This is a genomic window from Cryobacterium cheniae (assembly GCF_004403395.1).
GTDB lineage: Bacteria > Actinomycetota > Actinomycetes > Actinomycetales > Microbacteriaceae > Cryobacterium > Cryobacterium cheniae.
Genome location: NZ_SOGN01000035.1, coordinates 110,484 through 136,841, shown reverse-complemented (window position 1 = coordinate 136,841; position 26,358 = coordinate 110,484). Strand labels below are relative to the sequence as shown.

The window sequence follows — 26,358 nt, the reverse complement described above, 5'->3', positions numbered from 1 at the left end:
AAGAAATGGGAGTTAGACAATGGCAGATCCGGCACGCGCCAGGAAAATGGCCGACCGCATCAAGGTCATCGTGGCCAAGCGCATCGAGCGTGGGCTCCGTGATCCGAGGCTCGGTTTTGTGACCATCACCGACGTCAAGGTCACCGGCGACCTGCAGCACGCCTCGGTGTTCTACACGGTCTACGGTTCCGCGGACGAACGAGCCGACAGCGCGGCAGCACTGAAGGCAGCCACCGGGATGCTGCGCAGCGAGGTCGGCAAGAACATCACCGCCCGACTCACGCCGTCGCTCGAATTCATCGCGGACGCCATCCCGGAGAACGCGGCCCTGATCGACGATCTTCTGCGTGAGGCGCGCGAGCGCGACACGCAGGTCGAGGAACAGGCCCGCACGGCGAAGTATGCCGGCGACGAGGATCCCTACGTCAAGCCGCGCGAATACGAGGACGAAGACGACCAGGAAGACGACGACGATGATGAGGCTGAGCCCGCGGTCGGGTTGCACGCCGAGGTCGCCGCAGAGGCGGATTCGGAGAAGTAGCACCGCAGCACGGGCCGGTCAGTGACCGGACGGCCGAGCCGAATGCCTCATCCGTGAGCGGATGCTGCCCGGCTCGGCCTTTCGTGTACGTGGTGCCTATTCGTGGGGCAGGGTGTACTCGCCGGGCGCGGTGGCGACGGCGAGGCCGTCGGCCAGGAGGCCGGCCAGAGCCCGGTCGCGCTGGGGCGAGTCGGGCCACAGCCCGGTGATCTCGGCATCCGTCACCGGGTGCCGGGTGGCGCGCAGCTCGGCCATGATCAGGCCGCGCACCTGCCGGTCGCTGCCCTCGAACTTCTTCTGAACGGCCTTCCGCGGTCCCGCATAGGGCGGGTAGTCCGCCCGGCGCCACGCACAGGCGCTCTGGATCGGGCAGTCGTCGCACCGCGGGTTCCTGGCGGTGCAGACAAGGGCGCCCAGCTCCATCATGCCGGCGTTGAACACGGCGGCGTCGGTCACGGCGAGGGGGAGCAGCGCGCTCATGGAGTCGAGGTCGCGGGTGCGGCTGGGCGGGGCCGGTTCGGCCTGACCGGCCACGGCGCGCGCGATGACGCGCCGGGTGTTGGTGTCGACCACCGGGTGCCGCAGGCCATAGGCGAATGCGGCCACCGCCCTGGCCGTGTAGTCGCCGATCCCGCTGAGGGCCAGCAGGGCGTCGACGTCGGAGGGCACCACCCCGTCGTGCCGCTCGGTGATCTCCACCGCGGCGGCGTGCAGCCAGAGCGCGCGCCGCGGGTAGCCGAGCGTAGCCCAGGCCCGCACGGCCTCGCCGGGAGGCACTGCGGCCAGGTCGGCCGGGGTCGGCCAGCGGTCGAGCCATTCCGCGAGGTGGGGGATCACCCGGGTGACGGGGGTCTGCTGCAGCATGAACTCGCTCACCAGCACGCCCCAGGCGCCGAAATCGGTGCGGCGCCAGGGCAGGTCGCGGGCATGGCTCCGAAACCAGGCGTTGACGGCGAGGCTGAGGGTGGGGGAGTCGGCCGCGGCGGGCAGCGTTCCGGTGGGATTCACCGTTCTAACCTAGGCTCGAATGATGAAGCTTGTCTCCACTCCCCGGATCGCGTTCCTGCGCGAACTCGCCACCGAAATCCTCGGCGTCTATGGCCTGGGCCGCACGGTCGTCGCCGTCGACGGCACGGATGCCCGGAATCGCGCAGCCTTCGCCGACGACCTGGCCGCCGTGTTCGACGAGCTTGAGCATCCGGTGTTCCGGGCTTCCCTGTGTGACTTCCGGCATTCGCGCGCCGAACAGGCGCGGTTAGGAGCGGAATCCCCCGAGCGGTTGCTGCGCTACCTCTACGACTTTTCGCTGCTGCGACGCGTGCTGCTCGACCCGTTCCGGTTGGGCGGGAGCACCGGTTTCGTCACCCGGGCGTTCGACGCCGACCGGGACACCTGGGTCCAGCCGACCTGGCTGACCGGGCCGCCCGACGCCACGCTGATCCTCGACGGGGAGTACCTGAACCGCAAGGAACTGCGCGACCTGTGGTCGTACAGCGTCCTGGTGGAAACCGAGGGCGACGCGGTGCGCTTCGGACCCGGCGTCGACGACGATGCCGACCCGGTCAACGAGCACGTGGTCGCCGACCGGCTCTATCGGGGCGCGGTGCGCCCGCGCAGCCGGGCGACGGCCGTCGTCGACCTGAGCAACCCGGAAGACCCGCGGCGGGTCTTCCTCGACAGCTGCTGACCGGGTCTCGTCAGGCTCGACCACCGATTTGCTCGCGGCGCAGGTTGTGGAATCGGGCGCACGTTCGACCGTGCGCCCGCTTCCACAGGGTGCGCCCCGAGGCTCAGCGGCGGAGCGCCGCGAACCGCTCCAGCACGTCAGGCGGGGCCAGCGGCACCCCGCGCGCCTCGACCTCGTGCACGAGAGCGGTCAGCAACTCGTTCACGGGCACCCGCACGCCCGCCAGGGCGGCTTCGCGCACCACCGCGCCGTTGAGGTAATCGACCTCGGTGAGCTGCCCGCGGTTCAGGCTCTGCTGCGTCGACCCCAGGTTCGGCACATCGCCCATCCGGGTCCGCAGCCGCAGCGGCAGCACCTGGCCGAGGACCGTCGGCAGCCGCGAAAAAGCGCGCAGCGGGCGGTCGCCGAGCCCCTGCAGGCTACCGAACCGCACCCCGTTCTTCATCCCCACCCGCACGGTCTCACGCATGCTGTCGGTCATCACGCGGCGCAGACCCGGGTGGTCGACGACGGCCTGAACGCTCATCCCGGTGATCGCGGGCAAGGCGTTGAGCATGTTGACGACCAGTTTGGTCCACTGGGCGCCGACGAAGTTGTCGAGGGCGAGCGTGGGCACGGCGTCTCCGAGCACGTCCCGCCAGGCGAGAGTGGCGGCATCCGCGACTCCGGTTCCCCGGCCCAGATAGGTGGGCGCGGCGGTGGTGACCGTCACCCGGCCGGGAGCGGCGTAGTTCGCCGCGATGATCGACAGGGCGCCGAAGCAGTCCGATCGGGGGAGCAGCGCGCCGGCGGTGCGTACCCCGTCGAGCCCGTTCTGCACGACGATCACGGGGGAGCCGTCGAGAACCCGGGCGTTCTCGCCGATGGCCGCCGCGGCATCCTGGGCCTTGGTGCAGACCAGCGTCAGCTGCGGGGTGCGGGCCAGCCGTTCGAGCGCGAGCGGATGCTGCCGCACGGCTCCGAAGGCGCCGGTCAGCGAAATCCCCTCGGCCTGGATGACCGCCAGCGCCGGCCCGCGCGCCGTCACGGTCACCGTGTGACCCGCCCGGGCGAGCAGGGTCGCGAAGGTGCCGCCAAGGGCGCCGGCCCCGATCACCGCAATCTCCATCCCCCCAGCCTAGGTCGCGCCCGGCCGGCTGGATCTCGGCGGGCAGGCTCGCACCCGGCGCCGGATACCATGGCAAGAGTGAATGAACAAGCAGCCCCGGGCAAGGTCGGCGCCACCGCCAGCGGCCTTCTCCTGGTCGACAAGCCCCAGGGCTGGACCAGCCACGACGCCGTCGCCCGCACCCGCCGCCTGGCCGGCACCCGCAAGGTCGGCCACGCCGGCACGCTGGACCCGATGGCCACCGGCCTGCTGATCCTCGGCATCAACAGCTCCACCCGGCTGCTGACGTACGTCGTCGGCCTCGGCAAGGAATACCGGGCGACCATTCGGCTGGGCGCTTCGACGACGACCGACGACGCCGAGGGCGAAGAGCTGGCGCGGGCATCCGTCGACGCCGTGGCCGCCATCACCCCGGAAGCCGTCGCGGCCGGGATCGGCGCGCTCACCGGTGACATCGCGCAGCAGCCGAGCTCCGTCAGCGCCATCAAGATCGACGGTAAGCGCGCCTACGCCAGGGTGCGAGCCGGCGAAGCCGTCGACCTTCCGGCCCGCCCCGTCACCGTGAGCGCGTTCGAGCTGCTCTCAACGACCCCGGCCGACGGCTTCCTCGACCTCGAGGTGCGGGTGGAATGCTCCTCCGGCACCTATATCCGGGCGCTGGCCCGCGACCTCGGCGCCGCCCTCTCAGTCGGCGGCCACCTCACCAGCCTGCGCCGCACCCGGATCGGCCCGTTCCGGGTCGACGCGGCCCAGCCGCTCGCCGCCCTCGACGTCGCTGCCGGCCTGATCGGCCCGACGGATGCCGCCACGCGCATCCTCGGACGCCTCGACCTCACCGAGCAGCAGGCCATCGACCTCGGCCACGGCAAGCGCATCGCGGTGGAAGCACCATCCCGCGCGGACGGCACCGACGGAACCGACGTGCCCGTCGGGCCGATCGCCGCGGTCGCGCCGGACGGCCGGCTGGTCGGCCTGGTCGAATACCGCGGCGACCACGCCAAGTCCCTGCTCAACTTCCCGCCTGATGGGGCCGTCGCAGCCCCGACGGCCGCAGCCCCGGAGGCCACCGAATGATCGAATGGTTCATGTGGCTCCAGTTGGCGGTGGCCACCGTCGCCGGCCTGCTCGGCGTCGCCCTCGGCCTCGCCGGACGCAAGCCGAACGACCTCACCATGGGCGCCACCGCGCTGGTGGAGCTGCTGCTGATCGTGCAGCTCGTCGTCGCGATCGTCGCCCCGCTCACGGGCAACAACGCGACCGGCAGCCTGCTCGAGTTCTACACCTACCTGATCAGCGCCATCCTCGTACCCGTCGGCGCCGCCGTCTGGGCGCTGATCGAACGCAGCCGCTGGAGCACGGTCATCCTGGGCGTCGCCGGACTGGGTGTGGCCGTGATGATCTACCGCATGTGGCAGATCTGGACGGTCCAGGGCCTGTGAAGTGCCGGGGTCGTGAAACCGGCTCCACGGATGCTGCGATAATTGGGAAGCCATGACCGGACAGCAGAGCAACGCCGCAGCCACGAGACCCGAGACCGCTCGGCCGACCCCGGTGACCGGCGTCGGTCGCGTGCTGATCGCCGTCTACGGACTCCTCGCACTGGCCGCCACGGGGCGCTCCTTCGTGCAGATCGTCTCCAAATTCTCCGAGGCACCGCTCTCCTACTCGCTGTCCGCGCTGGCCGCGGTCGTCTACATCGTCGCCACGGTGGCCCTGATCAAGAGTGGCGGCCGCTGGCGCCGTGTGGCCTGGATCACGATCGGCTTCGAGCTGGCCGGCGTGCTCGTGGTCGGCACCCTCAGCCTCGTCGACCCGGCCCTGTTCCCGCACGACTCGGTCTGGTCGCTCTACGGCCGCGGCTACCTCTTCATCCCGCTCGTGCTGCCGGTCCTGGGCATGTGGTGGCTGTCCCGGAGCGGGAAGGCCCGCGCGTGAAGGTGCTGCGCGGCGTCGCCGGCATCCCCGCCGCCTGGCCGGCCTCCGCGGTCAGCATCGGCAAGTTCGACGGTGTCCACGCGGGGCACCGCGCGGTCATCGCCGAGCTGAAGGCACTCGCCGACCGGGACGGGCTGGCTTCTGTGGCGGTGACCTTCGACCGGCATCCGCTCGCCCTGCTCGCCCCCGATGAATGCCCGCAGACCCTGATCAGCACCGAACAGAAGCTCGCCCTGCTCGCCGAGACCGGCGTCCGCGCCACCCTCCTGCTCGAGTTCACCGCGGCACTGGCCGCGCTGCCGCCCGAGGAATTCATCGAGAGCATCCTGGTGCGCGGGCTGCACGCGCGCACCGTGCTGGTCGGCCGGGACTTCCGGTTCGGCGCCCGCGGCGCCGGCGACGTGCATCTGCTTCAGGAACTGGGGGACCGGTTCGGGTTCACCGTGCGCCTGATCGACGACGTCAAACCGGACCGGATGCGCCGGGTCTCGTCGACCTGGATCCGGGAGCTGCTCACCCGCGGCGAGGTCGGCGCGGCCACCACCCTGCTCGGGCACAACCCGTGTGTGCGCGGCGAGGTCGTGCACGGGGCGAAGCGCGGACGCGAACTCGGCTTCCCCACGGCCAACCTGTCACCGGCGTCCGAGGGGCTCATCCCCGCGGACGGCGTCTACGCGGGCTGGCTGACGGATGCCGGCATCCGCTATCCGGCGGCCATCTCGGTGGGCAACAACCCCACCTTCGACGGTGTGGCGCAGAAACAGGTCGAGGCCTACGTGCTCGACCAGGACATCGACCTGTACGACCACGTGGTGGAGGTGTCGTTCGTCGAACGCATCCGCGGCATGGTCGCGTTCACCGGAATCGAACCGTTGATCGTGCAGATGCACGACGACGTGCAGAAGGTCCGCGGCATCCTGGCCTGACCCGAGCTGCGGTCTCGCGAAGCGAACGGGCTGGCCCCGGCGCCTCAGGCGACGAGTTCGGCGCGGTGGATGAGCGCCGCGGCTCCGATCAGAGGGCCGTCGCCGGAGAGAGCGGATGCGACGACGCGCACCCGCGTCGCGAAGGAGAACACCGTGCGCTCGGCCACCGCCGCCCGCACGAAGTCGAACAGGTCCGGCGTGACGTGCGAGAACCCGCCGCCGATCGCCACCACGTCGAGGTCCACGAGGTTCGTCGCGGACGCGATCGCCTGGCCGATGGCCTGGCCGCAGCGTTTCACCGCGTTGATCGCGATCGAGTCTCCGGCGGCGTACGCGGTCGAGAGGTCTTCGCCGGTGAGGCCCGACCAGCCCTGGGCGCGCGCCCAAGCCACGGTGCGTGGTCCGGACGCGACGGCCTCGAGGCATCCGGTGCCGCCACAGGCGCAGGGGTCGTCGAACCCGCCGACCTCGATGTGCCCGATGTGCCCGGCGTTGCCACTGGACCCGGGGACGGTGACCCCACCGAGGATCAGGCCGCCGCCGACGCCCGTGGACACGACCATGCCCATCAGGCTGTCGGAACCCTGCCCCGCCCCGAGCCAGTGCTCGGCGAGGGTGATGCAGAGGCCGTCCAGGCGCAGGCGCACGAATGCTTCGGGCACGAGGGCCGCGATGAGGTCCCGCAAGGGGTAGTCCCGCCAGGCCGGCAGGTTCAGCGGCGAGACCGTGCCCGTTTCCACGGTGATCGGGCCGGCGGTGCCGACGCCGACGCCGAGGAGGGCGGCTCCGGCCGGCAGACTCGCGCGCGCCCGGGTGACCACGGACTCCACACTGGCGGCGAGTTCGTCGGCCGTTTTCAACGGGCCGGTGGGGGCGCGGTGCCGGCTGGCGGCGAGCACGACCCCCTGATCGTCGACGAGCGCGGCTTCGACCTTGGTGCCGCCGAGGTCCACGGCGAGCGCATAGCTGAGGGGCATGATCCGATCCTAGGGCGTGTCGACTCCCCTCGTCGATGCGCAAATGCTCACACGAGCAACATCACCAACAGGCGTTGATCGGAGGAGACCGGCGACTTAGGCTGGGCACGAACGGAACGGAGCACCATGACGGACACCGACGAACTGCTGTCCATTCGCGCGGCCGAGTTGTACTACGAGGAAAACAAGACCCAGGACGAAATCGGCACCGTTCTCCGTCTCACCCGCTGGAAGGTGGGCCGGCTCCTCGCCCAGGCCAAGGCCAGCGGCTTCATCCGCATCGAGATCGTGCATCCGCGTGCCCGCCGCCTCTCCATCGAGCGCCGGCTGCGGGAGAGCACGCAGCTGACGGATGCCATCGTCGTCTCCTCCGCCGGCGTCTCCAGTGACGAAGAGCTCCAATCCCGCACCGCCCAGGCGGCCGCCGACTACCTCACGGGCCTCCGCCCCGTGCCGCGCACGCTCGGCATCAGCTGGGGCCGCACCCTGCACGAGGTGTCGCTGCACCTGGCCAAGGGCTGGGCCAACGGTGTCAACGTCGTGCAGATCAACGGCGGCGTCAGCCTCAACCGGCGCGCCGGCACCGCTGCAGCCACGGCCGTCACCATCGCCCACAAGGCCTCGGGGGCGGCGACCCTGCTGCCGAGCCCGGCCATCCTCGAGCGCCTCGACACCAAGCGGGCGATCGAGGCCGACCGCTCCGTCGCCGCCGTGCTCACCCTGGGCGCCGCGGCATCCGCCTACCTGTTCAGCGCCGGCCAGGCCGACCGGAACTCGGCTCTCGTCGACAGTGGCTACCTCACCGCGGAACAGGTCGCCGAGCTCGTGCGCAAGGGCGCCGTCGGCGACATCGTCGGCCGCTACATCGACAGCGCCGGCAACATCGTCGACCCGGAACTCGACGGCCGCACCGTCGGCATCCAGCTCGAAGCCCTGCGCCACGCGAAGACGGCGATCGCCGTGATCGCCGGCGGCTCCAAACACTCCATCGCCCGCGCCGTCGTCGGCAGCGGCCTGTGCACAGTGCTCGTCACCGACGAAGACACCGCACTCGCCGTGCTCGGTGACGACATATGACCGCACCCCGAGCGCAAGGACAATTCATGACAACCAGCCAAACGGCCATGGCCCAGCTGAACACCGGGGAACGCGCCCTGGCGCTGATCGGCGGGGAAGCCACGGATGCGAATCTGCGGCGCTACCTGCACGGCATCCCCGGCATCGACGCCGTCGGCCTGGAACAGCGCGCCGCCGACCTCGGCACCCGGTCCATCAAGACCAGCTCCAAGAAGTGGGCGATCGACAGGATCATCAGCCTGATCGATCTCACCACCCTCGAGGGGGCCGACACACCCGGCAAGGTCAAGTCCCTGGTCGGCAAGGCCCTCACCCCCGACGCCGGCGACCTGAGCTGCCCCCGCGTGGCCGCGGTCTGCGTCTACGGTGACATGGTGCCGCACGCCGTCGCAGCCCTCGGCCCGGCGCACTCCGCGGGTACGGATGCCGGCGTGAACGTCGCCGCCGTCGCCACCGCGTTCCCGAGCGGCCGTGCCTCCCTCGCAATCAAGCTGGCCGATGTGAACGACGCCGTCGCGGCCGGCGCCGACGAGATCGACATGGTCATCGACCGCGGGGCGTTCCTGTCCGGCCGGTTCGGTCAGGTCTACGACGAAATCGTGGCCGTCAAGCAGAACTGCCGCCGCGCCGACGGCAGCTTCGCGCACCTCAAGGTCATCCTCGAGACCGGCGAACTGGGCACCTACGACAATGTGCGCCGCGCGTCGTGGCTGGCCATCCTGGCCGGTGGCGAATTCATCAAGACCTCCACCGGCAAGGTGCCCCTCGCGGCCACCCTGCCCGTGACCCTGTCCATGCTCGAGGTCGTACGCGACTGGCACCGCCTCACCGGGGCGAAGGTCGGCGTGAAGCCGGCCGGCGGCATCCGCACCTCCAAAGACGCCACCAAGTACCTCGTGACCGTCGCCGAAACCGTGGGCGAGGAATGGCTCACGCCGGGACTGTTCCGATTCGGGGCGTCGAGCCTGCTGAACGACGTGCTGATGCAGCGCCAGAAGATGACCTCCGGGCACTACTCCGGCCCCGACTACGTGACGATGGATTGAGGATTACACCATGAGCTTTCTTGACTACGCTCCGGCCCCGGAGTCCCAGGCCGTGCTGAACCTGCGCTCGGACTACGGACTCTTCATCGACGGCGAGTTCGTCGCGGGTCGCGGGGAACCGTTCCAGAGCATCAACCCCGCCACCGAGAAACAGATCGCGATGATCGCCCACGCTGACGCGGCGGATGTCGACGCGGCCGTGGCCGCAGCCCGTCGCGCCTACGACAGGACCTGGTCGAAGCTCTCCGGCAGTGATCGCGGCAAGTACCTGTTCCGCATCGCCCGCCTCGTGCAGGAGCGGGCCCGCGAGCTCGCCGTCGCCGAGACCCTCGACAACGGCAAGCCGATCAAGGAGAGCCGCGACGTCGACGTGCCCCTGGTCGCCGCCTGGTTCTTCTACTACGCCGGCTGGGCCGACAAGCTCGATCACGCCGGGGTCGGCCCCACGCCGTCCGCGCGCGGCGTCGCGGCCCAGGTGATCCCATGGAACTTCCCGCTGCTGATGCTGGCCTGGAAGATCGCCCCGGCACTTGCCGCCGGCAACACGGTCGTGCTCAAACCGGCCGAGACCACCTCGCTGACCGCGCTGCTGTTCGCCGAGATCCTGCAGCAGGCCGACCTGCCGGCCGGCGTCGTCAACATCGTCACGGGCGGCCGCGACACCGGGAGGGCCCTCGTCGGCCACCCCGGCGTCAACCTGGTCGCGTTCACCGGCTCCACCGGTGCCGGCCGGGCCATCGCCCGCTCGGTCGCCGGCACCGACAAGAAGGTCATCCTCGAACTCGGCGGCAAAGCCGCGAACATCGTCTTCGACGACGCCCCCATCGACCAGGCCATCGAAGGCATCGTCAACGGAATCTTCTTCAACCAGGGCCACGTCTGCTGCGCCGGTAGCCGCCTGCTCGTGCAGGAGTCGATCCACGACGACGTCATCGACCGCCTCAAGGAGCGCCTGTCCACCCTCCGCCTCGGTGACCCGATGGACAAGAACACCGACATCGGCGCGATCAACAGCGCCGAGCAGCTGGCGCGCATCCGGGAGATCACCGACATCGGCGAGCAGGAAGGCGCCGAGCGCTGGAGCCCGGACTGCGTGCTGCCCGAGACCGGCTTCTGGTTCAAGCCGACCATCTTCACCAACGTCTCCAGCAGCCACCGCATCGCCCGCGACGAGGTCTTCGGACCGGTGCTCTCGGTGCTCACCTTCCGCACCCCGGCCGAGGCCATCGCCAAGGCGAATAACACGCCCTACGGCCTCTCCGCCGGAATCTGGACCGAGAAGGGCAGCCGGATGCTGGCCGTCGCCGACAAGCTGCGCGCCGGCGTGATCTGGGCGAACACGTTCAATCGCTTCGACCCGGCCAGCCCGTTCGGCGGTTACAAGGAGTCCGGCTACGGGCGCGAAGGCGGGCGGCACGGCCTCGCCGCGTACCTGAAGCCCGCCGCCGGCCGGGCGGCCGCCCGCACCGTGACGGCCGCCCCCGCGGCATCCGTCGCACCTGCCGCCTCGGGCACCGCGTCGCCGGCGTCCGCTGAGAAGACCCCCGTTTCAAGGAAGAAGGCCGCCAAGTGACCCGCCTCGCCGTTCCCAAAACCTACAAGCTCTACCTCGGCGGCAAGTTCCCGCGCAGCGAGTCGGGCCGGGTCTACGAGATCCGCTCCCACGACGGGGACTTCCTCGCCAATGCAGCCAAGGCCAGCCGCAAGGATGCCCGTGACGCCGTCGTCGCCGCCCGCTCCGCCCTCGGTGGTTGGGCCGGCGCCACGGCGTACAACCGCGGCCAGGTGTTGTACCGCATCGCGGAGCTGCTCGAGGGGCGCCGGGCCCAGTTTGTCGCCGAAATCGTGCAGTCGGAGGGTGTGAGCGCCGCGGCAGCATCCGCCCAGGTCGACGAGGCCATCGACCGCTGGGTCTGGTACGCTGGCTGGGCCGACAAGTACCTGCAGGTCGCCGGGAACGCCAACCCGGTGTCGGGCCCCTACTTCAACCTCTCGGTACCGGAGCCCACGGGCGTCGTCGCCATCATCGCGCCGCAGACCGGCGGATCCCTCCTCGGCCTCGTCAGTGCGGTCGCCCCGGCGCTGGTGTCCGGCAACACCGTGGTCGTCGTCGCGAACGAGACCATGCCGCTCTCGGCGATCAGCCTGGGCGAGGTGCTCGCGACCAGCGACGTTCCCGCCGGCGTGGTCAACATCCTCACCGGGTCGCCGGCCGAGATGGCGCCGTGGCTGGCCAGCCACGCCGACGTCAACGCCCTCGACCTGGTCGGCGCCGGCGACCTCGACTGGATCCACCTCGAGATCGACGCGGCCGAGACGCTCACCCGGGTGCTCCAGCCCGAAAACGGTCCGGATGCCGCGAGCCCCTCACTGTCCCGCATCCTGGCGTTCACCGAAACGAAAACGATCTGGCACACCAAGGGCCTGATCTAGGCGGCTACGCCTCGTGCGGCCGGTCGGTTTCGTCGTCGCGCAACAGGTCTTCCAGGGCCTGGTCCACCTCGTCGAGTACCGGCTCGGCCCCCGCCGCCGCGCTGGTCAGACGGGCCATCAGGGCTTGCGGGTCGTCGAGGTCGGCTGACGAGGGCAGAAGGTCCGGATGGCCCCACAGCTCGTCACGCTTCTCGTTGCCCACGGCATCCGTGACGGCCTGCCAGAGAGCGGCGGCCTCGCGCAGGCGCCGGGGGCGCAGCTCGAGACCGACCAGGGTGGCGAACGCCGACTCGGCGGGGCCACCGGATGCCCGGCGTCGCTTCACCGTTTCGGCGATCGCGTCCGCGCGGGGCAGCCGGCTCGTGGCCTCGAGGGTGACGACGTCGACCCAGCCCTCGATCAGGGCGAGCATCGTCTCGAGCCGGCCGAGCGCGGCCAGCTGGGCCTCGGTCTTCGGCGGGATCAGCGAGCCGTCGACCATGGCCGCGCGCAGTTCCTCCGGATTGGCCGGGTCGAAGCCCTCGGCCAGCTGCTCGAGGCGACCGGAGTCGATGTGGATACCGCGGGCGAAGTCCGTGATCGAGCTGATCAGGTGCAGGCGCAGCCACCGGGAGTGGCGGAACAGCCGCGCGTGGGCGATTTCGCGCACGGCGAGGTAGATCTGTACCTGGTCGGCGGGAACGTCGAGGCCCTCGCCGAACGCGGCGACGTTCTGGGGGAGCAGGGCGGCCTGCTGGTCGCTGAGCAGGGGGATCCCGACGTCGCCGCCGGAGACGACCTCGTTGGACAGCTGGCCGACGACCTGGCCGAGCTGCATGGCGAACAGGGTGCCGCCGATGCTGCGCATCACCTGCCCGGCGCCGGCCATCATTCCCTTGAGCTCCTCCGGGGCCTGATCGGTGAGCACCCGGGTCAGGGAGTCGGAGATGCTGGTCGCGACGGGCTCGGCGAGCTGGGTCCACAGCGGCATGGTCGCGGTGACCCATTCCTTGCGTGTCATCAGGCGCGGGGGAGTGGTGAGCTCGGCGACCGAGATGACCTCGTCCAGCCAGAGGGATGCGATGTGGAACGCCTGGTCGAGGGCGGCGCGTTCGGTCGAGGTCACGTCGAGCTGACCCTGAGCCGCGCGCTCCTGGCCCTGGCTGAGGGCGGCATCCCAATTGATGGATCCGTCGCCGCCGCCGCGCAGGGCGCCCTGCAGCTGGTTCATCAGTGCGGAGATGCTCGCCGGGTCGCTCGGAAGGCCGGCAGCACCGGCCAGCTGGCTCGGGTCGATGGACGACTTCCCACTCAGGATGTCGCGAAGCATGTCCCGAAACTCATCTTCGGGATTGTGACCCTCGTCGGGTCGGGAGTCGTCGTCGGCCACTTCAGGCACCTCTCAGTCGCGTCCTTCTACGCTAGCCGGAGATCCCCAGCGCGGACTGGAAAATGACCTACGCTGGTAAACCGGTGTCCGCCCGCCGCGAACAGCCGGCACAATCCCTCCAAGGAGACCAGTGGCCCTCTTCACCGATCACCCGGTACAGCCGCCCGGCCGATCCACTCGCGCCGTCGGGGCGGGTTGGGTGGTGCTCGGGATCGCGATGGTCATCGGCCTCATTCTCGCCGTGACGCCGTCCCCGTACGTGATCGAGAAGCCGGGACCGGTCTACAACACCATCGGCACGGCCGAACGGGACGGCGAGCAGGTGCCGCTCATCTCTGTCTCCGGCGAACCCGTCTACCCGACCGAGGGCAGCCTCGACCTGCTGACCGTCTCACTCGTGGGCAACCCCGACAACCGGCCGAGCTGGCTGAGCGTCGCCACGGCCTGGCTCGATCCGAACCAGGCCGTGGTTCCGATCGATTCTGCATTCCCGCCCGAGGTGAGCACGAAGCAACGCGAGGAGCAGACCCAGGCGCAGATGGTGAATTCGCAGCAGGATGCGATCGCCGCCGCACTGACCAGCCTCGGCTACGACTACCCGACGATTCTCTCGGTCGTCTCCCTGCCCGACGACTCGCCCGCCGAGGGCGCCCTCGAAGCCGGGGACGAGGTGGTCTCGGTGAACGCCGAAGAGGTCGCCGACATCACGGCCCTGCGCGACGCGTTGACGCGGAACGGCATCGACGCCGCCGCTTCCATCGGAATCATCCGGGACGGCAGCGCCCAGACCGTGCAGGTCACCCCGGTCGCGTCCGGTGACGCCGTCGTGGTGGGCATCAACGTGACGAGCGACTACGAATTCCCCTTCGACGTGACGATCGAGCTTGACTCGGTCGGCGGTCCCAGTGCGGGCATGATGTTCGCCCTCGGCATCATCGACACGCTCACCCCCGGCTTCATTCAGGGCGGCGAAGATGTCGCGGGCACCGGCACGATCAACCAGGCCGGCGAGGTCGGTCCGATCGGCGGCATCCGCCAGAAGCTGATCGGCGCCGATCGGAACGACGCCGACTGGTTCCTCGCGCCCGCCGACAACTGCGACGAGGTCACCGGGAACGTGCCGGACGGGATGACGGTCTTCTCCGTCGAGACCCTCGATGACGCGCTGGCCGCGCTGGACGCCATCCGCACCGGGTCGGATACCGACTCCCTGGAGCAGTGCCCTCTCGGATAACCCCGAGCCGCTGCCCAGCGAACGTGCGGCTTTCGTTCGAAGCGGCTGTCTAGAATGATTGATGACCGCCGATTTCGAGATCAAGAGGCCAATTCGTGACGTCACAGCCAGCCCGTAGCGCGCCCGCTCCGCAGCGCAGCCGCGCTCCCCTCGCCATTACGGCAGCGATCATCGCGGGGCTGGTGATCATTTTCTTCGTTTTCGCCGGTTTCTATGCCGACATCCTCTGGTTCGACCAGCTGGGCTTCCTCAGCGTGCTGACCACGCAGTGGTTGGCCGGCGGCGTGCTGTTCCTAATCGGATTCGTCGCCATGGCGGTCCCGGTCTGGGTGAGCATCCAGATCGCCTACCGCCTGCGGCCCGTCTATGCGAAGCTCAATTCGCAGCTCGACCGCTACCAGCAGGTCATCGAGCCGCTGCGCCGTCTGGCCATGTACGGCATCCCGGCGCTGCTGGGCCTGTTCGCCGGTGTGGCCGCGGCGACGCGCTGGCAGGTCGTCCTGATGTGGCTCAACCGCACGGAAACCGGTCGAATCGACCCCCAGTTCAAGTTGGACATCTCGTTCTACCTGTTCGAACTTCCCTTCTTCCACTCCGTGCTCGGCTTCGCGTCGGCCGTGGTGTTCATCTCGGCCCTCGTGGCCGCGGCCACGAGCTACCTGTACGGTTCGATCCGGGTCAGCGGGCGCGAGGTCCTCGTCTCCAAGGCCGCCCGCGTGCAGATCGCCGTCACGGCAGCGCTGTACCTGCTGCTGCAGGCCGTGAGCATCTGGCTCGACCAGTACTCCACGCTGACCAACACCAACGACCTGATCACCGGGGCCGGCTACACCGATGTGAACGCCACGATCCCCGGCCGCGCCATCCTGGCCGGAATCGCAGCAATCGTCGCCATCCTGTTCATCCTCACGGCCGTGATCGGCCGCTGGCGTCTGCCCATCGTCGGCACCGCGCTGCTGATCGTGAGCAGTCTGCTGCTCGGCTCGCTCTACCCGTGGGTCGTGCAGCGCTTCCAGGTGGTCCCGAGCGCCAAGACGCTCGAGGAACCCTATATTCAACGCAATATCGACCTCACCCGCGACGCCTACGATGTGGCCGACGTGGAAGAGATCCCCTACAACGCGACCACCACGGCCGAGCCCGGCGCCCTGCGCGCCGACGCGGAGACCACCGCTAACATCCGTATCCTCGACCCGGCTCTGGTCAGCGACGCGTTCTCCCAGCTCGAGCAGTTCAAGCAGTACTACCAGTTCCCGCAGAACCTCGACGTCGACCGGTACCCGATTGACGGCAAGTCCCAGGACACAGTGGTCACCGTGCGCGACCTCAATCTGGCCGGTTTGAACGCCGGCAACACCTGGGTCAACTCGACCGTGGTCTACACGCACGGCTACGGCGTCGTGGCGGCCTACGGCAACCAGCGTTCGGCCGCCGGCCAGCCCGTGTTCCTCGAGTCCGGCATCCCGACCACCGGGTCGCTGCCCGACTATGAGCCGCGGATTTACTTCGGCGAGACGTCGCCGCCGTACTCCATCGTGGGTGCGCCCAAGGACAGCAAGCCGGTCGAGCTCGACTACCCGTCGGGCACGGATGGGGCGCAGCAGACCTACACGACCTTCGACGGCGACGGCGGGCCGAAGCTCGACAACGCGTTCAACAAGCTGATCTACGCGCTCAAGTTCCAGTCGGAGCAGATCTTCCTGGCCAACGCCGTGAACGAGAAATCGCAGATCCTCTACGACCGCGACCCGGTCACCCGGGTGCAGAAGGTGGCTCCGTACCTCACCCTCGACTCCGACGCCTACCCGTCGATCGTCGACGGCAAGGTCAAGTGGATCGTCGACGGCTACACCACCTCGGCCGACTACCCGTACTCCACCTCCGTGGGCCTGAGCGACGCGATCGCCGACACGGAAACGCCCCCGCAGCCATTCGCGCTCGACAACATCAACTACATGCGAAACTCGGTCAAGGCCACGGTCGACGCCTACGACGGCAAGGTCACCCTCTACGCCTGGGACGACGAGGATCCGCTGCTCAAGACGTGGCAGAAGATCTTCCCGACGACCGTCAAGCCGATGTCCGAGATGAGCGGCGATTTGATGAGCCACGTGCGCTACCCGGCGGACATGTTCAAGGTGCAGCGCCGGGTTCTGGGCAAGTACCACGTCACCGACCCGGGTTCCTTCTACTCCGTCGACGACGCCTGGACCACGCCGAACGACCCGGTGTCACCGTCGACGAACACCACCCTGCAGCCGCCCTACTACCTGACCATGCAGGTACCGGGCCAGGAGAAGCCGGCCTTCTCGCTCTACTCGACCTTCATCCCGGATGCGAGCGGCGCGACCAGCCGTAACGTGCTGACCGGCTACCTGGCGGTAGACGCGGATGCCGGATCGACCGACGGAAAGCGGGCGGAGGGCTACGGCAAGCTCCGCTTGCTCAACCTGCCGGAGGACGTGACCGTGCCTGGCCCCGGCCAGGTGCAGGCCAAGTTCAACGCGGACCCGACCGTCTCACAACAGTTGAACCTGCTGAAGCAGGGCCAATCGAAGGTGCTCAACGGAAACCTGCTCACCGTGCCTGTGGGTGGCGGCCTGCTCTATGTGCAGCCGGTTTACGTGCAGTCCACGGGTGAGACCAGCTACCCGCTGCTGCAGAAGGTGCTCGTCGCCTTCGGAGACCAGATCGCGTTCGAGGACACGCTGGACAAGGCGCTTGACGTGCTCTTCGGAGGCGACTCCGGCGCCAGCGCCGGAGACACGGATGTGCCGCCGTCCGAGACCCCGGTCGAAGGGGAGGCGCCCGCCGAGGGAGGCACCACGCCGACAACCTCGACCGGTGACCCGGCGACGGATGCCCAGATCAGGTCGCTCCTCGCGGAAGCCAAGCTGGCCGTGACCGAGAAGCAGGCGGCCTTGACGACCGGTGACTTCGCCGCCTACGGGGTTGCCGACAAGAAGCTGAACGATGCGATCGCCAAGTTGCTGGTGCTGCTCGATCAGTAGGCGCGAGTAGTTCGCCGCTTCATCCGATGCGCGGGTGCTGCGCCGTTTCGCCGGAGGCACGCCTCCCGCGAAACGGCGCAGCACCCGCGTTTCGCCGTCAAAGGGCCGTGCGGGCCGTCCTGTGGTCAGACCGCCCCGGAGGCTGTGGTAAATTTGTACTTGTAGCGCGGGGTGGAGCAGTTCGGTAGCTCGCTGGGCTCATAACCCAGAGGTCGTAGGTTCAAATCCTGCCCCCGCAACCAATGCAAGGCACAGGGCCGGTTCAGCAGAAATGCTGGACCGGCCCTGTTGTGTTTGTTCCCGCCGATTCTCACGTTCAGGGCGCTCCGTTCGAGCGCCGCCGGCCTGGGACCGACCGGTCACGTGGCTGTGGTAAGTTAGTTCTTGCACCGCGGGGTGGAGCAGTTCGGTAGCTCGCTGGGCTCATAACCCAGAGGTCGTAGGTTCAAATCCTGCCCCCGCAACCAACAGCCCCCGGGACCACACGGTTCCGGGGGCTTTTTTGCTTGCAGCGTTCAGCACATTGTGAAATGCACCAGGTCACCGGCGAACCCCCGCTGTGTCAGGCCACCGCACGACAGTCGGGAATCGAACAGATATGAAGCTCAAGATCAGCCTGCTGGCCGTTCTCGGTGTCGCAACGCTGGCTCTGACGGGGTGCACGGCCACTGAATCCGGTGCCGGCGGCGCAACGGCGCCGGGGGAGCAGGTCACGATCGCGGTGGTCACCCACGGCACCGCGGGCGATTCCTTCTGGGACGTCGTCAAGAGCGGCGCCGAGCAGGCCGGCACCGACCTCGGTGCCACGGTCACGTACCAGGGTGACGGCGACCCGGTCAAGCAGAGCCAGCTGATCGAGGCGGCCGTCGCCGCCCAGCCGGACGGGCTCGTCGTGTCGATGGCCAACCCTGACGGCGTGAAGAGCGCCGTCGAGAAAGCCGTTGCCGCCGGTATCCCGGTGATCACCATCAACTCGGGGCTGGAGAAGTCCCTCGAGTTCGGCGCGCAGACCCACGTCGGCCAGAGCGAGTACATCGCGGGCCAGGGCGCCGGCGAACAGCTGGCCGAAGCCGATGTGTCCAACGTGATCTGCATCATTCACGAGGCCGGCAACTCGGGACTCGAAGAGCGCTGCAAGGGTGCCGCCGACACGATCGGCGCGACCGTGAGCAACGTTCAGGTCGACGTCGCCAATCTCGCGGATGCCCAGAACACCATCAAGAGCAAGCTCCTGGCAGACCCGTCCATCGACGCTGTCCTCACGCTGCAGACCGGGGTGGCCGTGGCCGCGAGCCAGGCCATCGACGAGGCGCAGAGCCCGGCGACCCTGGCCACGTTCGACGTGTCCGCCGACGTGACCCGGCTCATCCAGGACGGCAAGATGCTGTTCGCCGTCGACCAGCAGCCCTACTCCCAGGGCTACCTGCCGGTGACCTTCCTCACCCTGCAGAAGCGTAACGGCGACGTCGTCGGCGGCGGTCTCCCGGTCTATTCCGGCCCGGGCTTCGTGACGAAGCAGAACGCGGCCCAGGTCGCGAAGTTCGCGGAGAACGGCACCAGGTGACCGTCGCGGTGGGCGCGGAGATCGATGAACGGCCGACGAGGGCGCATCCGCTGCTCACCGTGCTGCGCAGACCCGAGGTCGGCGCACTCGTCGCGGCCGTGGCGATCTTCCTGTTCTTCTCTCTTTCCACGCAGGCGTTCCTGACCCCCGCGGGCATCTCCACCTGGCTCTACTCGGCCTCCCTCTTCGGCATCATGGCCGTCGCCGTCGCGCTGCTCATGATCGGCGGGGAGTTCGACCTCTCGGCCGGCGCGATGACCGGCACCACGGGGCTCATCGTCGGGGTGGTCACCACCCAATGGGGCCTGAACATCTGGCTCGCCCTGGTGCTGGCTCTGGTGGTGGCCCTCTCGATCGGCGCCGGCAACGCCTGGGTCGTCATGAAGACCGGCCTGCCGAGCTTCATCGTGACCCTCGCGACCTTCTTCATCCTGCAGGGCTGCAACCTGGCCCTGACGAAACTCATCACGGGCAGCGTCGCCATCCAGGGCATGGGAAGTGTGCCCGGGTTCGACCAGGTCAAGGTCTTCTTCGGCTCCTCGTTCCCCTTCCTGGGCATGGACGTCAAGATCTCCATCGTCTGGTGGATCGCGCTCACCGCGTTGGCCACCTGGGTTCTGCTGCGCACCCGGCCCGGCAACTGGATCTTCGCCGTCGGCGGCCAGGTCACGAGCTCACGGCAGGTCGGTGTTCCCGTGCTGAAGGTCAAGTTGGGACTGTTCATGACAACGGCCGGTGCCGGCTGGCTCGTCGGAATGTTGCAACTCTTCGACGTGTCGACCGTGCAGGCCACGACGGGGGTCGGCCAGGAATTCATCTACATCATCTGTGCGGTCGTGGGCGGATGCCTGCTCACCGGCGGCTACGGATCGGCGATCGGCGCGGCCCTCGGCGCCCTGATCTACGGGATGACCCTGCAGGGCATCGTCTTCGCCCAGTGGGACAACAACTGGCTTAAGGCATTCCTCGGCGGGATGCTGCTACTCGCCGTGCTGGTCAACCTGCTCGTTCGCCGCCAGTCCGGGGTACGCGCATGACGCGGAGCTCGCTGGACCCGGAGCAGAGTCGCCCGGAGAAGAGCGACCCGGAGCAGAGTCGCCCGGAGGCGATCCTCGAGGTGCGGAACATCGGCAAGTCCTACGGGTCGGTGCGGGCATTGCAGGGCGTGTCGGCAGCCGTCGGCCCCGGTGAGGTGCTCTGCGTACTGGGCGACAACGGCGCGGGCAAATCGACGTTCATCAAGATCCTCTCCGGGGCGCACCGGCATTCGGAGGGCACGCTGCTCGCCTTCGGGGTGGAGCGCCGATTCGAGCATCCGCGGGAGGCTCTCGATCTTGGAATCGCCACCGTCTACCAGGACCTGGCCGTGGTGCCGCTGATGCCGGTGTGGCGCAACTTCTTCCTCGGTTCCGAACTGAGCCGGGGCCGCGGCCCGCTGCGGCGCCTCGACGTGGCCGGCATGCGGTCCACGACCAAACATGAGCTCGCCCGGATGGGCATCGACCTCCGAGACGTGGACCAGCCGATCGGGACGCTCTCCGGCGGGGAACGGCAATCCGTCGCGATAGCGCGTGCTGTGCACTTCGGGGCGAAGGTCGTCATCCTCGACGAGCCCACGTCGGCGCTGGGCGTCAAGCAGGCCGGGGTCGTGCTCTCCTACATCGCCAGGGCAAGGGACCGGGGGCTCGGCGTCGTCTTCATCACCCATAATCCGCACCACGCCTACCCGGTCGGCGACCGCTTCCTGCTGCTGCAGCGCGGCACGAGCGTGGGCGATTTCGCCAAGAGCGCCATCACGATTGACGAGATGACCGCACTGATGGCCGGCGGGGCCGAACTCGAGGCGCTGGCGCACGAACTGGAGCGTCCGTAGTAACGGCATGGCCGTTTCGTCGCGGTGGGCTTTGCACGCACTCACCCGTAGTGCCGTCGCGCGGACATCACGCCGAGCCGCCCAGAGGACCGCGCGCTCGGCATGTCTCTCTGGGTGACCGCGCCGCTGAGGTTTTCTTCGAGAAAATTGATGCTAGTATGCGACGACACTAGATACTTTGTACTACTTGAGCTAGACTCATCTTGTGACCACCCTCCTGGAACACCCCGAAGCGGATGCCGCACCCGGCCCCTCCGCTGCGGCGCGGGTGGTCGCGGAGCTGCAGGCCCTCGCGGCCGGTCTCGGGGAATCGCTGCGGTGTTCGGCGGTGCGCGGGTTCGATGATGACGGCCTGCTGCAGGTGACCGCGGCGGTCGAGGTCCTCGGCCGGCGGGTGGACGCGTTGGGGGTGGCGGCCGCGGCGGAGGTCGCGGAGCGGTCCCGTCCGGAGCTCGGCACGGGTCAGCTCTCGGCGAAACGCGGCTGCCGCACTGCCGGGGAGCTCCTCGAGCGGGTCACCCTGGTGTCCGGGCCGACCGCGGGGCGGCGGATGCGGCTCGGCAGGCAGCTCCGCACCGGCCTGTCCCTGGGCGGCGAGCCTCTGCCGCCCACCTTCCGCGCCACGGCGATCGGCCTGGCCACCGGTGCCATCGGCGTGGACACGGCCGACGCGATTGTCACCGCGTTGACGCCGACGCTGCGGTGCACCGACCTGGACTCGGTGCAGGCCGCCGAGAGCGAACTCGTCGCCGCGGCGACCGGCACCAGTGCGGAGACCCCGGTGCCGGCGTCGGCGGACGAGATCCGGCTGCAGGCCTCGGTCTGGAAGGCCGTTCTCGCCCCGGACGGGTCTCGGCCCGACGACCACGCCATGACCGCCCGCGGGATCCGGCTCGGCCGGGAACGCGACGGCATCGTGCCGGTATCGGGGTCGTTGATGCCGGAGATCGCGGGCAAGCTCCGCCGCCTCTTCGACGCATACCTGTCGCCGAAGTCTGCGCCGGTCGCCTTCCACACGGAAGAAGAAGCCGCACAGGACCAGGAACAGGCGCTTCTGGAGCGGGACGACCGCACCCCCGACCAGCGCCGCCACGACGTCCTCGCGGTGATCCTCGACGTCGCCTCCCGCGCCGGCGAGGCCCCGACCATCGGCGGCGCCCCGGCCACGGTCCTCGTCAGCGTGCGGGAGCAAGATTTGAACGCGGACTTCGGCCAGGGCCGCGGCGTCGGATGGATCGACGGCGTCGAGGCCCCGATCGCGATCACCACCGTCAAGGATCTGATCAGCAACGGCGGACAGCAGAAAGTCGTGATCAACGCCGAAGGCCGCATCATCGCCCTCGGCTCACCCGAACGCTGCTTCACCCCCGCACAGCGGCGGGCGATCCAGCTCCGCGACGGCACCTGCATCATCGCAGGCTGCAAGATCCCGGCCGGGATGACCGAAATCCACCACGTCATCCCCCACGCCCAGGGCGGCCGAACCCACACCGACAACGGCGTCTGCCTCTGCTGGTTCCACCACCGCATGCTCGCCGCCTCGGGGTGGGCGATCCGGATGGTGCGCGGGGCGGTGCAGATCATGGCACCACCCTGGCTCGAAACCGGGACCCGCACATGGCGCACCGTCACCAAATCCCGCACCCGGATGACGGACGCAGTCGAACGGAAGAACGTGACCCGCGACGACGAGTAGGGTTCTGGTCTCTGGTCTCTGGTCTCTGGTCTCTGGTCTCTGGTCTCTGGTCTCGACAGGTTGGAACAGCGTCGCGGGAACCTTGGCGCGGGCGGGTCGCCGGGTAGCGTGGGGACCGCACGCGTTGACCCACGACAGGAGCCCCCATGAGCGCACCCCCCGATCCGACTGAGCCTTCTGCCCGCCGGTTGACGCTGGACCTCGCCCGGCAGGGCACGGAATTCTTCGCCCGCGAACTGCAGGGGCTCACGGACGAGGAACTCGACGGGGACTCCCTGCTGCCGGGCTGGACCCGGCGCCAGGTAGTCGCGCACGTCGCGTCCAACGCCCGCGCGATCGGACGGCTGGCGCAGTGGGCCGACACCGGGACCGAGACGGTGATGTACGCCTCGATGGAGGCGCGGAATGCGGAGATCGCCGCGGGTAGCATCCTCAGTTCCGACGCGCTCCGTGAATCCTGGGCTGACTCGGCCGCCGATCTGGACCGACGCTGGCAGGCGCTGCCGGACGACCGCTGGTCCGTCCCGGTCCGGAACGGACAGGGGGCCACGATCCCCGTGCGGGACAGCATCTGGATGCGCACCCGCGAACTCTGGATCCACACCGTCGACCTCAACCACGGTGCCGGTTTCAGGGACCTGCCGGAGGTCGTTCTCGAGCGTCTTCTCGGCGACATCGTCGGCGCCTGGGCTTCCCGGGGTGACACGGGCCGCCGGCTGACCGCGACGGATTCGGCGCACGACGGCTACGGCGATCCGGATGCCGCCGAGGAGATCACGGGGTCGCTCGCCGACCTGGCTGCCTGGGCGGCCGGTCGTGCCCGGTCGGGCGTTGTTTCCGATGCGGGGGAGATCCCCGTGGCGGTGCGCTGGCTCTGACCTGACCGTGACCAGACTCGGTCCTCCCACCGGGTGGGCCGCACATGAAGAACGGCCCCACACCTTTCGGTGCGGGGCCGTTCTTCATGCATTCAGGCGGTGGAGACTACTTGCCTGCCTTGCGGGCCGGCTTCTTCTCGGTCGGCGCCAATGCTTCGACGGCCGCGCGACCGTCGCGGACCTCGTTGAACGAGGTGCCGTAGTACGCGGCTTCCATGATCGTCTTCATGTCCGCGAGCATGGGCATCCGCGGGTTGGCGGGTGCACACTGGTCGCCGTAGGCGCCCATCGCGAGGGCATCGAGGCGACCGATGAAGTCCTGTTCGTCGACACCCTGAGCCTGGAAGGACGGCTTGATGCCGACCTGGTCGCGCAGCTTCTCGACGGCCTGGGCGTAGGACTCGATGCCCTCTTCAGGCGTCGAGGCCGGGAGGCCGAGGTGCTTGGCGATCTGCTGGAAGCGCTCGGGAGCAATGTAGCTCTCGTACTTGGGCCAGCTGGTCAGCTTCGTCGGGATGAGGCCGTTGTAGCGGATCACGTGCGGCAGGTACGTGGCGTTCACCCGACCGTGGATCAGGTGGAGCTGCGCGCCGGTGACGTGAGCCATCGCGTGGCAAATACCCAGGAACGCGTTACCGAACGCCATGCCGGCGATCGACGAGGCGTTGTGCATCTTCTCGCGCGACTTGATGACGGCGGCATCCGTGCTGTTCGACGTGCCGTTGGCGCTCGTGACGATGTTCTCGAAGATGAGCTTGATCGCGTGCAGGCACAGACCGTCGGTGAAGTCGTTCGCGTAGACGGAGACGTACGCCTCGGTCGCGTGCGTCAGAGCGTCGAAGCCCGAGTCCGCTACCAGGAACGACGGCATCGCTGCGGTGAGTGACGGGTCGATGATCGCGACGGTCGGCAGGAGCGCATAGTCGGCGAGCGGGTACTTCACTCCGCTGACTTCGTCCGTGATCACGGCGAAGGGGGTCATCTCAGATCCGGTACCCGACGTGGTCGGGATACAGACGAGCTTGGCCAATTCGCCGAGGTCAGGGAACTTGAACGCGCGCTTGCGCACGTCGAAGAACTTTTCCTTCATGTCCGAGAATTCGATTTCGGGGTGTTCGTACAGCAGCCACATCACCTTGGCAGCGTCCATCGGCGAGCCGCCGCCGAGGGCGATGATCGTGTCCGGCTTGAAGGCGCGCATTTCCTCTGCGCCCTTCTTGACGGCGGCGACGGTCGGCTCGGGGAGCACGTTGTCGATGATCTGCAGGGAGACGCGGTTCTCGCGACGGTTCAGGATGTCGAGGATCTTGTCGACGAAGCCGAGCTTGGTCATGGTGGCGTCGGTCACGATGGTGACGCGCTCGACGTGGCGCATGTCCGCCAGGTAACGGATGGCGTTCGGCTCGAAGTAGGTCTTCGCGGGAACCTTGAACCACTGCAAGTTGTTGTTCCTTCTGCCGATGCGCTTGACGTTGATGAGGTTGATCGCCGAGACGTTGTTCGAGACGGAGTTGTGTCCGTACGAACCACAGCCGAGCGTGAGCGACGGGATGAAGGCGTTGTAGATGTCGCCGATGCCACCGAGTGAGCTCGGCGCGTTCGTGATGATCCGGACCGCCTTGACGCGGATTCCGAACTGCTCGATGATCGCCGGGTTTTCGCTGTGGATCGAGCCCGAGTGGCCGAGGCCGTCGAATTCAACCATCTGCTCGGAGAGCGAGATGCCCTCTTCGGCGTCCTTGGCGTGGAGAACGGCAAGAACGGGGGCCAGCTTTTCGCGGGTCATCGGCTCGTGCGGTCCCACTCCGGAGACCTCGACGAGGATGATCGACGTGTCGGCCGGGATGGTGAATCCGGCCTGCTGGGCGATCCACACCGGCGACTTGCCGACGACGGCGGCGTTGAGCTTGGCCTCACCACAGTTGGTCGAGTTGGCCTGTACTCCGAAGATGTAGTCCTCGAGGAGGAGCTTCTCGGCCGGGGTGACCAGGTAGGTGTGCAGGATCTTGAACTCGGCCATGGCCGCTTCGTAGAGCGGCTCTTCGATGATGACGGCCTGCTCCGACGCGCAGATCATGCCGTAGTCGAAGGACTTGGACAGCACGACGTCGTTGATGGCGCGCTTGAGCTTGGCGCTCTTCTCGATGAAGGCGGGAACGTTGCCCGCGCCGACGCCGAGGGCCGGCTTGCCACAAGAGTACGCGGCCCGCACCATGGCGTTGCCACCGGTGGCGAGGATGGTTGCGACGCCCGGGTGGTTCATCAGCAGGCTGCTGGCCTCGAGCGACGGCGTTTCGATCCACTGGATGCAGTTCGCGGGTGCGCCGGCGAGGATCGCGGCGTCACGCACGACGCGCGCTGCGGCCACGGAGGACTGCTGGGCGCCCGGGTGGAAACCGAAAACGATCGGGTTGCGGGTCTTCAGCGCGATCAGCGACTTGAAGATCGCGGTCGAGGTGGGGTTGGTGACGGGGGTCACGCCACAAATAACACCGACCGGCTCGGCGATTTCGGTGATTCCGCTAATTTCGTCGTGGCTGATGACGCCGACTGTTTTAAGGTTCTGCATGGAGTTCGTAACGTGCTCACATGCGAAGAGGTTCTTCACTGCCTTGTCTTCGAAGACACCGCGTCCAGTCTCTTCGACTGCGTGAACTGCCAACTCGGCGTGCTTGCTGAGGGCTGCTACAGATGCTTTTTTAACGATGTGATCGATTTGTTCTTGGGTAAAATTCGCGTAATCCAGAAGCGCGACCTGAGCGGCTTTAACCAGGGAGTCAATTTGAGTGGCAAGTGACTCGGTGACTGGTTGGTCGATTATTGTCATTGTGTCCCTTTTTGGCGGCCCAACTTGGGCTTATCGCCTCTTGTATCTAACCTTACGACTCCCGCCAGATGGTCGCACGTTGGGGAATGCACAGTATGGCCTCCAGAGACCTAGTGTCGGAGGTGGATTGCCTGATCGGAGGCCTCTTATCCATGTGGGGCCAATCAATTGTGAAT

The 26,358-nt window shown here is 68.3% G+C and carries 22 protein-coding genes and 2 tRNA genes; 19 read left to right on the top strand and 5 right to left on the bottom strand.

Annotated elements, in window-relative coordinates:
- The first annotated feature begins 19 nt into the window (after positions 1–19).
- Positions 20–541 (top strand): 30S ribosome-binding factor RbfA, encoded by a 522-nt coding sequence (gene rbfA, locus E3T23_RS07025; protein ID WP_134369658.1) that lies wholly within the window; start codon positions 20–22, stop codon positions 539–541.
- Positions 542–637: 96 nt separating this feature from the next.
- Here the strand turns inward: rbfA and E3T23_RS07020 are convergent, their stop codons facing one another.
- Positions 638–1,549, bottom strand: a complete 912-nt coding sequence (locus E3T23_RS07020; protein ID WP_420898307.1) for an HhH-GPD family protein — start codon at positions 1,547–1,549, stop codon at positions 638–640.
- Between the two features lie 22 nt (positions 1,550–1,571).
- Between E3T23_RS07020 and E3T23_RS07015 the strand changes: the two genes are divergently transcribed.
- Positions 1,572–2,228 (top strand): nucleoside/nucleotide kinase family protein, encoded by a 657-nt coding sequence (locus tag E3T23_RS07015; RefSeq protein WP_134369657.1) that lies wholly within the window; start codon positions 1,572–1,574, stop codon positions 2,226–2,228.
- Between the two features lie 103 nt (positions 2,229–2,331).
- Here E3T23_RS07015 and E3T23_RS07010 read toward each other — a convergent pair whose 3' ends face one another.
- Positions 2,332–3,336 carry a ketopantoate reductase family protein gene (locus E3T23_RS07010; protein WP_134369656.1) on the bottom strand — a complete coding sequence of 335 codons (1,005 nt, stop codon included), beginning with the start codon at positions 3,334–3,336 and terminating at the stop codon, positions 2,332–2,334.
- 69 nt (positions 3,337–3,405) lie between these two features.
- Between E3T23_RS07010 and truB the strand changes: the two genes are divergently transcribed.
- From truB to E3T23_RS06990, 4 genes are read left to right on the top strand one after another with little or no spacing between them, the layout of a single operon-like run.
- A complete protein-coding gene (gene truB, locus E3T23_RS07005) occupies positions 3,406–4,410 on the top strand; it encodes a tRNA pseudouridine(55) synthase TruB (protein ID WP_134369655.1) in 1,005 nt (334 codons plus the stop codon).
- Positions 4,407–4,775, top strand: coding sequence for a hypothetical protein (locus E3T23_RS07000; RefSeq protein ID WP_134369654.1), 369 nt, complete (start codon positions 4,407–4,409; stop codon positions 4,773–4,775). The genes truB and E3T23_RS07000 overlap by 4 nt, the downstream gene beginning before the upstream one ends.
- Before the next feature lie 52 nt (positions 4,776–4,827).
- Positions 4,828–5,271 (top strand): hypothetical protein, encoded by a 444-nt coding sequence (locus E3T23_RS06995; protein ID WP_134369653.1) that lies wholly within the window; start codon positions 4,828–4,830, stop codon positions 5,269–5,271.
- Entirely contained in the window at positions 5,268–6,197 is a 930-nt protein-coding gene (locus tag E3T23_RS06990) for a bifunctional riboflavin kinase/FAD synthetase (RefSeq protein WP_134369652.1), read from the top strand. Before E3T23_RS06995 ends, E3T23_RS06990 begins: the two co-directional genes overlap by 4 nt.
- A gap of 44 nt (positions 6,198–6,241) precedes the next feature.
- On the opposite strand, the gene E3T23_RS06985 is transcribed toward E3T23_RS06990, so the two are convergent.
- Positions 6,242–7,174 (bottom strand): ROK family protein, encoded by a 933-nt coding sequence (locus tag E3T23_RS06985; protein ID WP_134369651.1) that lies wholly within the window; start codon positions 7,172–7,174, stop codon positions 6,242–6,244.
- A 126-nt stretch (positions 7,175–7,300) separates the two neighbouring features.
- Between E3T23_RS06985 and E3T23_RS06980 the strand changes: the two genes are divergently transcribed.
- The 4 genes from E3T23_RS06980 to E3T23_RS06965 are packed head-to-tail and all read left to right on the top strand — an operon-like array spanning position 7,301 to position 11,730.
- The gene (locus E3T23_RS06980; protein WP_134369650.1) at positions 7,301–8,251 is read left to right on the top strand and encodes a sugar-binding transcriptional regulator; all 951 of its coding nucleotides are present in this window, start codon (positions 7,301–7,303) and stop codon (positions 8,249–8,251) included.
- 26 nt (positions 8,252–8,277) lie between these two features.
- Entirely contained in the window at positions 8,278–9,297 is a 1,020-nt protein-coding gene (deoC, locus tag E3T23_RS06975; protein WP_134369649.1) for a deoxyribose-phosphate aldolase, read from the top strand.
- 10 nt (positions 9,298–9,307) lie between these two features.
- Entirely contained in the window at positions 9,308–10,870 is a 1,563-nt protein-coding gene (locus E3T23_RS06970) for an aldehyde dehydrogenase family protein (protein WP_134369648.1), read from the top strand.
- Positions 10,867–11,730: an aldehyde dehydrogenase family protein gene (locus E3T23_RS06965; protein ID WP_134369647.1), complete on the top strand. Its 864-nt coding sequence runs from the start codon at positions 10,867–10,869 to the stop codon at positions 11,728–11,730. The genes E3T23_RS06970 and E3T23_RS06965 overlap by 4 nt, the downstream gene beginning before the upstream one ends.
- Before the next feature lie 4 nt (positions 11,731–11,734).
- On the opposite strand, the gene E3T23_RS06960 is transcribed toward E3T23_RS06965, so the two are convergent.
- Positions 11,735–13,039 carry a zinc-dependent metalloprotease gene (locus E3T23_RS06960; RefSeq protein ID WP_134369869.1) on the bottom strand — a complete coding sequence of 435 codons (1,305 nt, stop codon included), beginning with the start codon at positions 13,037–13,039 and terminating at the stop codon, positions 11,735–11,737.
- A gap of 190 nt (positions 13,040–13,229) precedes the next feature.
- On the opposite strand from E3T23_RS06960, the gene E3T23_RS06955 reads away from it, so the two are divergent.
- The 9 genes from E3T23_RS06955 to E3T23_RS06915 all read left to right on the top strand — a co-directional run bounded on the left by E3T23_RS06955 (position 13,230) and on the right by E3T23_RS06915 (position 23,355).
- The gene (locus E3T23_RS06955) at positions 13,230–14,333 is read left to right on the top strand and encodes a YlbL family protein (RefSeq protein ID WP_134369646.1); all 1,104 of its coding nucleotides are present in this window, start codon (positions 13,230–13,232) and stop codon (positions 14,331–14,333) included.
- 95 nt (positions 14,334–14,428) lie between these two features.
- A complete protein-coding gene (locus E3T23_RS06950) occupies positions 14,429–17,344 on the top strand; it encodes a UPF0182 family membrane protein (RefSeq protein WP_174843848.1) in 2,916 nt (971 codons plus the stop codon).
- Positions 17,345–17,509: 165 nt separating this feature from the next.
- A tRNA-Met gene (locus E3T23_RS06945) sits at positions 17,510–17,586 on the top strand.
- 148 nt (positions 17,587–17,734) lie between these two features.
- Positions 17,735–17,811: transfer RNA gene (locus E3T23_RS06940), tRNA-Met, on the top strand.
- A 131-nt stretch (positions 17,812–17,942) separates the two neighbouring features.
- Complete coding sequence (locus E3T23_RS06935) at positions 17,943–18,908, top strand: sugar ABC transporter substrate-binding protein (protein ID WP_134369645.1); 966 nt, start codon at positions 17,943–17,945, stop codon at positions 18,906–18,908.
- Positions 18,905–19,945 carry an ABC transporter permease gene (locus E3T23_RS06930; protein WP_134369644.1) on the top strand — a complete coding sequence of 347 codons (1,041 nt, stop codon included), beginning with the start codon at positions 18,905–18,907 and terminating at the stop codon, positions 19,943–19,945. Before E3T23_RS06935 ends, E3T23_RS06930 begins: the two co-directional genes overlap by 4 nt.
- A complete protein-coding gene (locus tag E3T23_RS06925) occupies positions 19,942–20,781 on the top strand; it encodes an ATP-binding cassette domain-containing protein (RefSeq protein WP_134369643.1) in 840 nt (279 codons plus the stop codon). The genes E3T23_RS06930 and E3T23_RS06925 overlap by 4 nt, the downstream gene beginning before the upstream one ends.
- 205 nt (positions 20,782–20,986) lie before the next feature.
- Entirely contained in the window at positions 20,987–22,477 is a 1,491-nt protein-coding gene (locus E3T23_RS06920) for an HNH endonuclease signature motif containing protein (RefSeq protein ID WP_134369642.1), read from the top strand.
- Between the two features lie 146 nt (positions 22,478–22,623).
- Positions 22,624–23,355, top strand: coding sequence for a maleylpyruvate isomerase family mycothiol-dependent enzyme (locus E3T23_RS06915; protein WP_134369641.1), 732 nt, complete (start codon positions 22,624–22,626; stop codon positions 23,353–23,355).
- A gap of 106 nt (positions 23,356–23,461) precedes the next feature.
- Here E3T23_RS06915 and adhE read toward each other — a convergent pair whose 3' ends face one another.
- Positions 23,462–26,182: a bifunctional acetaldehyde-CoA/alcohol dehydrogenase gene (gene adhE, locus E3T23_RS06910; RefSeq protein ID WP_134369640.1), complete on the bottom strand. Its 2,721-nt coding sequence runs from the start codon at positions 26,180–26,182 to the stop codon at positions 23,462–23,464.
- Between the last annotated feature and the right edge of the window lie 176 nt (positions 26,183–26,358).

What these genes read in the sequence shown, in the direction of transcription:
- E3T23_RS06995 (WP_134369653.1), top strand. Translation starts at nt 4,828, where the DNA reads ATGACCGGACAGCAGAGCAACGCCGCAGCCACGAGACCCGAGACCGCT.
- deoC (WP_134369649.1), top strand. Translation starts at nt 8,278, where the DNA reads ATGACAACCAGCCAAACGGCCATGGCCCAGCTGAACACCGGGGAACGC.
- adhE (WP_134369640.1), bottom strand. Translation starts at nt 26,182, where the DNA reads ATGACAATAATCGACCAACCAGTCACCGAGTCACTTGCCACTCAAATT.
- E3T23_RS06925 (WP_134369643.1), top strand. Translation starts at nt 19,942, where the DNA reads ATGACGCGGAGCTCGCTGGACCCGGAGCAGAGTCGCCCGGAGAAGAGC.
- E3T23_RS06915 (WP_134369641.1), top strand. Translation starts at nt 22,624, where the DNA reads ATGAGCGCACCCCCCGATCCGACTGAGCCTTCTGCCCGCCGGTTGACG.
- E3T23_RS07015 (WP_134369657.1), top strand. Translation starts at nt 1,572, where the DNA reads ATGAAGCTTGTCTCCACTCCCCGGATCGCGTTCCTGCGCGAACTCGCC.
- E3T23_RS06985 (WP_134369651.1), bottom strand. Translation starts at nt 7,174, where the DNA reads ATGCCCCTCAGCTATGCGCTCGCCGTGGACCTCGGCGGCACCAAGGTC.
- E3T23_RS07010 (WP_134369656.1), bottom strand. Translation starts at nt 3,336, where the DNA reads ATGGAGATTGCGGTGATCGGGGCCGGCGCCCTTGGCGGCACCTTCGCG.
- E3T23_RS06980 (WP_134369650.1), top strand. Translation starts at nt 7,301, where the DNA reads ATGACGGACACCGACGAACTGCTGTCCATTCGCGCGGCCGAGTTGTAC.
- E3T23_RS06935 (WP_134369645.1), top strand. Translation starts at nt 17,943, where the DNA reads ATGAAGCTCAAGATCAGCCTGCTGGCCGTTCTCGGTGTCGCAACGCTG.
- E3T23_RS07000 (WP_134369654.1), top strand. Translation starts at nt 4,407, where the DNA reads ATGATCGAATGGTTCATGTGGCTCCAGTTGGCGGTGGCCACCGTCGCC.
- E3T23_RS06960 (WP_134369869.1), bottom strand. Translation starts at nt 13,039, where the DNA reads ATGCTTCGCGACATCCTGAGTGGGAAGTCGTCCATCGACCCGAGCCAG.
- E3T23_RS06970 (WP_134369648.1), top strand. Translation starts at nt 9,308, where the DNA reads ATGAGCTTTCTTGACTACGCTCCGGCCCCGGAGTCCCAGGCCGTGCTG.
- truB (WP_134369655.1), top strand. Translation starts at nt 3,406, where the DNA reads ATGGCAAGAGTGAATGAACAAGCAGCCCCGGGCAAGGTCGGCGCCACC.
- rbfA (WP_134369658.1), top strand. Translation starts at nt 20, where the DNA reads ATGGCAGATCCGGCACGCGCCAGGAAAATGGCCGACCGCATCAAGGTC.